This is a genomic window from Calothrix rhizosoleniae SC01, assembly GCF_900185595.1.
In the GTDB taxonomy this organism is placed as follows: domain Bacteria; phylum Cyanobacteriota; class Cyanobacteriia; order Cyanobacteriales; family Nostocaceae; genus Calothrix_A; species Calothrix_A rhizosoleniae.
The window spans coordinates 1-7338 of the sequence record NZ_FYBH01000195.1 but is presented as its reverse complement, the minus strand read 5'-3'; the positions used below and the strand labels follow the sequence as shown (position 1 = coordinate 7338).

7 protein-coding genes are annotated in these 7338 nt (G+C 37.4%); 4 read left to right on the top strand and 3 right to left on the bottom strand.

What is annotated here, in order from left to right; genetic code table 11:
* On the top strand, positions 1 to 1185 hold a 1185-nt coding region (locus CALSC_RS12145; protein ID WP_088241608.1), incomplete at its 5' end, for a sensor histidine kinase.
* A gap of 34 nt (positions 1186 to 1219) precedes the next feature.
* On the top strand, positions 1220 to 1897 hold the full coding sequence (locus tag CALSC_RS12140; protein WP_088241607.1) for a response regulator: 678 nt from the start codon (positions 1220 to 1222) through the stop codon (positions 1895 to 1897).
* 167 nt (positions 1898 to 2064) lie between these two features.
* Here the strand turns inward: CALSC_RS12140 and lipA are convergent, their stop codons facing one another.
* The gene (lipA, locus tag CALSC_RS12135) at positions 2065 to 2943 is read right to left on the bottom strand and encodes a lipoyl synthase (RefSeq protein WP_088241606.1); all 879 of its coding nucleotides are present in this window, start codon (positions 2941 to 2943) and stop codon (positions 2065 to 2067) included.
* A gap of 170 nt (positions 2944 to 3113) precedes the next feature.
* On the bottom strand, positions 3114 to 3815 hold the full coding sequence (locus CALSC_RS12130; RefSeq protein WP_088241605.1) for a DJ-1/PfpI family protein: 702 nt from the start codon (positions 3813 to 3815) through the stop codon (positions 3114 to 3116).
* A gap of 515 nt (positions 3816 to 4330) precedes the next feature.
* Here CALSC_RS12130 and CALSC_RS12125 point away from each other — a divergent pair.
* Both CALSC_RS12125 and CALSC_RS12120 read left to right on the top strand, forming a co-directional pair.
* Complete coding sequence (locus CALSC_RS12125) at positions 4331 to 4882, top strand: pentapeptide repeat-containing protein (protein WP_088241604.1); 552 nt, start codon at positions 4331 to 4333, stop codon at positions 4880 to 4882.
* A gap of 215 nt (positions 4883 to 5097) precedes the next feature.
* On the top strand, positions 5098 to 5904 hold the full coding sequence (locus CALSC_RS12120; RefSeq protein ID WP_088241603.1) for an SIMPL domain-containing protein: 807 nt from the start codon (positions 5098 to 5100) through the stop codon (positions 5902 to 5904).
* A 365-nt stretch (positions 5905 to 6269) separates the two neighbouring features.
* Here CALSC_RS12120 and pgeF read toward each other — a convergent pair whose 3' ends face one another.
* Entirely contained in the window at positions 6270 to 7085 is an 816-nt protein-coding gene (pgeF, locus tag CALSC_RS12115; RefSeq protein ID WP_088241602.1) for a peptidoglycan editing factor PgeF, read from the bottom strand.
* Positions 7086 to 7338 lie beyond the last annotated feature (253 nt).

Genomic DNA, 7338 nt, shown 5'->3' with positions numbered 1-7338 from the left:
AATCATCCCTTCAAATTTCTACTTTATTTAGAGTGGGTACTATTGACACTAGCAATTATCTCAACTCTTTCTCCATTTAAGTTACGCGTATTTTTCAATCAATCTCCTGAACTGACAGTTTGCAGTTTGATTCTTTTTGGATTGATGGGTTTACGATTACCTAATTATAAACAAAAGCATAAAATTATTTATACTATTGTTGAAATAATTTTAATTGTAGTTACTAACTTTCTAGGAAGTACACCTGCCCGTTTATTTACATTCTTATATCTCATCTTAGTAACCCGTAGCTGCCTGATTTTTCAAATATATGGTCGCTTAGTTGTTACTTTTCTGTCATTTATTCTATTTGTATTAACATTAATATGGCGCTTATCTCAAATAAAAATACCACCAATAATTCAAGAACGTATAGGATTTTTAATTTTTAGTTTTGTCCTGTTATTTGGATTGACATTATTATTCTTTTTTTTGATGATTAATACTTTAATTACAGAACGTAAAAACCGTGAAAAATTAGCGATCGCCAATCAAAAACTCCGGGAATACGCACTAAAAATAGAAGATCAAGCCATCTTAGAAGAACGCAATCGTATTGCTAGGGAGATTCATGATTCTTTAGGACATTCTTTGACTGCTTTAAATTTACAATTAGAAACTGCTATGAAGTTATGGCAATCTCATCCTTTAAAAGCACAGGAATTTCTGAAAACTGCTAAAAAGCTAGGTTCTCAGGCATTACAAGATGTTCGTCATTCAGTTTCCACCATAGTTTCTCTACCTATACAACATCAATCTTTAGAAGTAGCAGTTGCAGATTTAGTAGATAATATTGACCAAACAACTGGGATTAAAACTCACTTAAATATTGCTTTATCTTATACTCCTTCTAGGGAATTTTCTACAGCTGTTTACCGGATTATTCAAGAGTCATTAACAAATATTTGTAAATATGCCCAGGCAACAGAAATTTACTTAGTCATTACAAATACAACAACTAATTTTCAACTAAAAATTGAGGATAATGGTATAGGATTTAATGTAGCACAAAACACTACTGGCTTTGGGATTAAAAGTATGCGCGATCGCACTATCTCATTAGGAGGCATTTTTCAGATTAATAGTAGTCTTGGGGATGGTTGTCAAATTATTGTTGATATTCCTTTAAATAAGATGAATCAGTAAAAAATATGATTAATTAATTTAGCCTAAATCAAAAATGACCAAATTTATTAAAATTTTATTAGTAGATGACCAAAGCTTAATTCGTCAAGGATTAAAAGTATTATTAGAATTAGAACCTGATTTAGAAGTAATTGGAGAAGCGGAAAATGGAGACATAGCTTTGAAAATGATGGTAGAACTAAATCCAGATGTGGTGTTAATGGATGTGAGGATGCCAATTCTGGATGGAGTAGCAGCAACAAAAGAGATAAACACACATTTCCCGAAGGTTAAAGTTTTAGTGCTGACGACTTTTGATGATGACGAATATGTACAACTAGCATTGCAAAATGGTGCAATGGGTTATTTGCTGAAGGATACACCCTCAGAAGAGTTAGCCATTGCTATTCGTGCTGTAAATAAGGGATATACTCAATTAGGGCCAGGAATAGTCAAAAAATTGATGACTCAATTTTCAGGTAGTAAGAATCATCAATCTTCTCCGCCTCCTCCAGCTAATTTAGTAGAATTAACTCCTAGAGAAAAAGAAGTTTTACGATTAATTGCTACGGGTGATAGTAATAAAGAAATTGCAAAAAAACTATATATTTCTGAAGGGACGGTTAAAAACCACGTTACTAATATTTTAAATCGTTTAGGTCTACGCGATCGCACCCAAGCGGCAATCTTTGCTAATTCCTTTTTTGATTACCTACAGGAGTCCATTGATTGAATTTACAACAACCTCGTGGTCTTTAAGTACATTAGTAACAAATTTATCTTTTAGGTTCCACAGTCCGCCCTGATAACCAAACAATGAACGGGACTATATTGCTTAAAAGTGGCTGCACTGACACCATTAAAAACAAATAGGCAGTATTTAATACTGCCTCAGAAAACTCATCCTTTGACTCGTGGATATCGCTGCATTAATTCTCGCACCTGCTCAGCATGATAAGAACTTCTTGTCAATGGTGATGAAACAACTTGTAAAAATCCTAATTCCTCACCAAAAGCTTGCCAATTAGCAAATAAATCGGGATGAATAAAGTTATTAACCTGCAAATGTTTTGAACTGGGTTGGAGGTATTGCCCAATGGTTAAAATATCACAATCAACGGCGCGTAAATCCTGCATACAGGCGCGAATTTCTGCATCAGTTTCTCCCAATCCCACCATAATGCCAGATTTTGTGTAAACCCAGGGAGCGATTTGCCGCGATCGCTCTAATAATTCCAGAGTGCGTTGATAATCACCTTGGGGACGTACCCGTCGATACAAACGAGGAATAGTTTCCGTATTATGGTTGAGGACTTCTGGTTGTGCGGTAAGAATTATTTCTAATGCTTCCCAGTTACCACATAAGTCGGGAATTAAGACTTCTATAGTTGTGTGGGGGGAGACTTGGCGGATTTCTTGAATGCAACGGACAAACTGAGAAGCACCACCATCTGGTAAATCATCCCGATTAACAGAAGTAATGACAACATGATTAAGTCTCATGCGGCGTACAGCTTCTGCTAACCGTGTGGGTTCCGTGGGATCTAAAGCTTGAGGTTTCTTGTCAAAATCAATATCACAATAAGGGCAAGCACGGGTACAAGCTGGGCCCATAATTAAAAATGTAGCAGTACCAGCATTAAAACATTCACCAATATTAGGACAGGATGCTTCTTCACAAACCGTATTCAGGGATAAATCCCGTAAAATTTCCTTAATATTGCCCACACGCTCCCATTGAGGTGCTTTTACTCGTAACCAGTCTGGCTTAACAGTCATACAAGTTTAGATTTTGGATTTTAGATTTTAGATTTTAGATTGATTTTACAGATAAATCTGGGAAATGATGGATTACCTTACCACTTTACTAGGGTGCAATCGGGGAATTTAGAGGTCACAATCTGTTTTCACTCAAAAATGTATATTCAAAGAGGGAAAAAACGGAAATATTAAGAGGAAGGAAATTTAGAAGCAGCTTTTTTGCTGGCTGCATGGGATGCTTCTATAAGTGGCGCTGCCATCTTTTTCATCGTTTGCACTAATTCAGTACTGGCTTTTTCTGGGGAACCGACTCCAAAGGGTGGTGCGGGATTATATTCCAGCAGTAGCTCGATAAACTTGGCAGTATCCTCACCGCAAAGTATGGCTACAACCTGGAGAGCAAAATCAATCCCCGCAGTTACCCCGCCTCCTGTGATTCGATTGCGATCGCTCACCACTCTTTCTGTAATTACTTGTGCACCCATCAATTGTAGTTGTTCCCGAAATGCCCAGTGGGAAGTTGCTTTATAACCCTGCAATAATCCCGCCGCTCCTAAAATTAGGGAACCTGTACAAACGGCAGTAATATACTTAGCTGTCTGAGCCTGTAATTGTAAAAATGTCAGCATTTGTTCATCTTGCATCATTTCCACTGTACCAAACCCTCCACCAGGTACGCACAACACATCTAATTGAGGACAGTCAGCAAAGGTAGTATTAGGTAAAATAGTTAACCCACCACTACTTACCACAGGTTCGAGGGATTTCCATAATAGTAATACTTCAGCATTAGGAATTTGTGAAAAAACTTGATGAGGTCCAGTAATATCTAGATGGAACATATCAGGATAAATAACTAGACCGATAATGTATTTTTGTTGTTCATTCATACTATAAATTTCCGAGTGTTTCTTTGCGTAAGTTATATAATAGAGGAATAGCTGTTACCTTGTGGATTAGTCAAAACACAGTCAAACAAACTTGGAAACAAATTTTTCGCCAGCTAAATATATCTATTCCCACGGAGATGGGACCAAAATTGCTATCACATCGCTGATTATTTTTCAGGTTTTGGAAATTTTTGAAAATGGCTGGTTTCTTGATTTTGTATAGTGCGAATACAATCAGACAAAAGTTTCAAAATACTGGTGTTACCGGCTTTTTACATAGATGATATTGAAGTCTAAAGAGACTATTAATTGAACTACGGACAACATTTAATGTTCATGCATATTTCCATGAAGCAAGCGATCGCTAAATGAAAAACTCAAGCACAATAGGATAACAAGTTTGAATCTCTGCTTCTGGTTAATAGCAACTACATTAATTATTTGCAGTGTGGTTGAGGAGTAATACCAACAAATGTATTAACTTACTGACACTTAAAAATTGGGAGAAAGATAATATGGATATTAAGAAACTCCTACGTAAATATGCAGCCGGAGAAAGAAATTTTCAGAGAGTAACTCTACACCAAGCCAAATTATCTCGCATAGACTTAAGTGGTGCTGATTTGAGTGGTGCGGACTTAAGTGGCGCAGATTTAAGCCGAGCAAAATTGAGGGGATGCAAATTAAATTGTGCCAATTTGACTGATGCGGATTTGAGTGGCGCGGATTTAACTGGTTGCGATCTTACCGAAATTAATTTAATTGGAGCGGATTTAATTAATGCCAATCTCAAGGGAAGTACATTATATCGAGCAGATTTGAGAAGTGCGAATTTAGTTAGGGCGATTATGTTAGGAACAAGCCTAGTAGATGCCGATATTAGTGGTGCAGATTTGAGTGGGGCTAATCTCTGTGATGCAAATTTAATGGGCTGTAATCTTGATGAAGCTGAGATGCGAGGTGCGAACCTAACTGGAACAAAAATTGCTCAGGAAAATCTTGATGAAACAATAAACCACGATACTGGTTTATCTCATAAATGGGTGACTTGGGCTGGTAGCTGCTAATTTATAACTTACACCCATACATAATAAATTTTTTGTAGACGCATTCCTTTTTTAAGTCACATTAATGTGACTTAAAAAAGGATTTTTTGACTATGGCAAGTGATTTTCTATCTAAAACCCAAAATTGTATAACTTAATTTTAAGAAGATTTGATTTGAGATTGTTAATCATAGCACCAAGCATTAGTATGTTTGTTGCCAGTAAAAAAAAGAATAATGAAAACATCAAAATTATTAACTGTAATTACAACCGGTATATGGCTGATTGCACCAAGTATGGTAAGTGCTCATATTAAAGGCGTAGCAAAACAAACAACTAGGAATGTCCCTGTTAAAAATCAAGCGATCGCACAAACATTTTATCCTCCTGTGAGCAATCGTCAAGGTTTAATGGTACAAGGTCAGGGAGAAGCTAGTGCTCCTGCTGATAGGGCAAATATTCAATTATTTTTAGCCTCCCAAATCAGACGTATCAGTCCTTCTAGAAAAACTCCTACTCCTACAAAACAAGGTTCTCTGACACGGGCAACTTTACAGCCTATAATTGATGCCATTGTGACTCAAGGAGTACCCAGCAATAATATTGATGTGAATATCGGTGCTAGTGCTTCCTATTCTGGCTATCCCTATAGACAAAATCCCAATAATGCTCAATTATCGGTGAAAGTAAGTCAGCCTACCCAAGAAAAAATCCAGGAAATTGTCAAAGTAGCAAATAAAACAATTGCTACAAACAAAGATTTTATTTTGAGAAGGATAAATGTAAATTATGAAGTAGATGACTGTCAAGCTTTGGAAAAACAAGCCTACATCGCAGCAGTTAAAGACGCTCAAAATCGTGCGAACATACTTGCTCAAGCAATGAATGTCAAAATTGTCACTACTCCTTCGATAATGGAGTCTCCTTGGTCTAATTTCTTCCCTTCAGCAGCAGCTTCTAATTGTAGTTCCAAATCTGTTTTTTCTTTTTATCATCTAGTACTTTCCAACAACCCTATAATGCCTCTGAACCACCGGAAGTAAAGCTCAGAAAAGATATTTATGTAACTTATAGGATCAAAAAATAAAGACTTAAGGATTTTATCCTGAAGGAGATGGCACTGCATCAATAAGATTATTTAAGATACTGCAAGATTTAGGATGCTGTGCCTCCCGGACAAAAAGTTAGTCTCCCACGGGTAATACCATTTTAGATTTTAGACTTCGTCGTGAGCGCTCAGTCGAACGATTTTGGATTTTGGATTGTCAAAGAATTACTAGATAAGCTTTTCTTTCTTTCCATCTGTAGCAATAATTTTTCAAATTGGTATAATTTTGCCCACAACTCCCAACTAACAACTATCAACTATCAACCATCAACTCCCAACTTAGAACTAAAAATACTTGTGTTATGAGCTTTTTAGATTAACCTCATGACTAACAATCCCAGACCATTGAACTTTTTTCAGATTATCCCGACGGTAAGAAAAGAAATGCTCGGGAGTTTGGTAAGTACAATAGGGTGCGATCGCAATTTGTTCTCCACTAATGCCCATCATCTCCATTTGTAAATAATTTACCCGTCGCACATCTAAGCGAACATGCCCTGGCTTCTCGTCTGATAGTACAGGAGGTTCAGGAAAACCTTGCAAAGCAGTAATCATTGCCTCTTCATCTTCATGGTGTAAAATACTAGCTCCCACCTCTACGGCTGTTTTTTTCGATACCTGATATACTTCTCCAGCGATCGCAGGGCCCATAGCAATGCGTAAATCAGCCAATTTGCTGCCACCTACCAATAGTTTGTGAATAGCTTGGGGAACAATCTTTGCCGCAGTTCCTCGCCAACCTGCGTGTACTGCTGCCACATTACCTGTTTTTGTATCTGCAATCAATACAGGAGTACAATCAGCACTAGCTACCCACAAGGCTTGTAAAGGCTGTTCGCTCATTAAACCATCTGCTGATGCCCAAGTAGAATTATTATCTGTATCCTGTTGAGCTTGTTGCAATTGAGTAGAAATTTCCGCCGGTGTGAGGACTTTGTTACCATGTACCTGTTTTAAACGATACCCTGAAGCATGGGTATGTAACACTTGTGTGAGTTCCGTTTCCGGAGAACGAGACCAAAAATGTTGGGTAAAAAAACCATGAGACCAGTCTGCCAACAAACTACAAGTTAAATAAGGCAATCCTTGCCAATTTTGCCAGTACCAAGGGTGCATCTTCAAGCCAACCTCAACGAACAAAAATCATTGCCAATTAATGCTAACGTGAATCCCCAATTGTGAATACTATGGGGTAGGGGGCAAGTGCTGCACTTTTCGATTTGGTGACAGTAATCCTCCCAACCATCGATGATTCATTCTCAACCATTGTCAATAATCAAAACATCTGCTGCGGCAGCTTCTTACAGGGCTGAAAGCACTGATTTCACGTTATTAATGCTTGGTATTGTTCCCACCTAGTTGAGAAGAG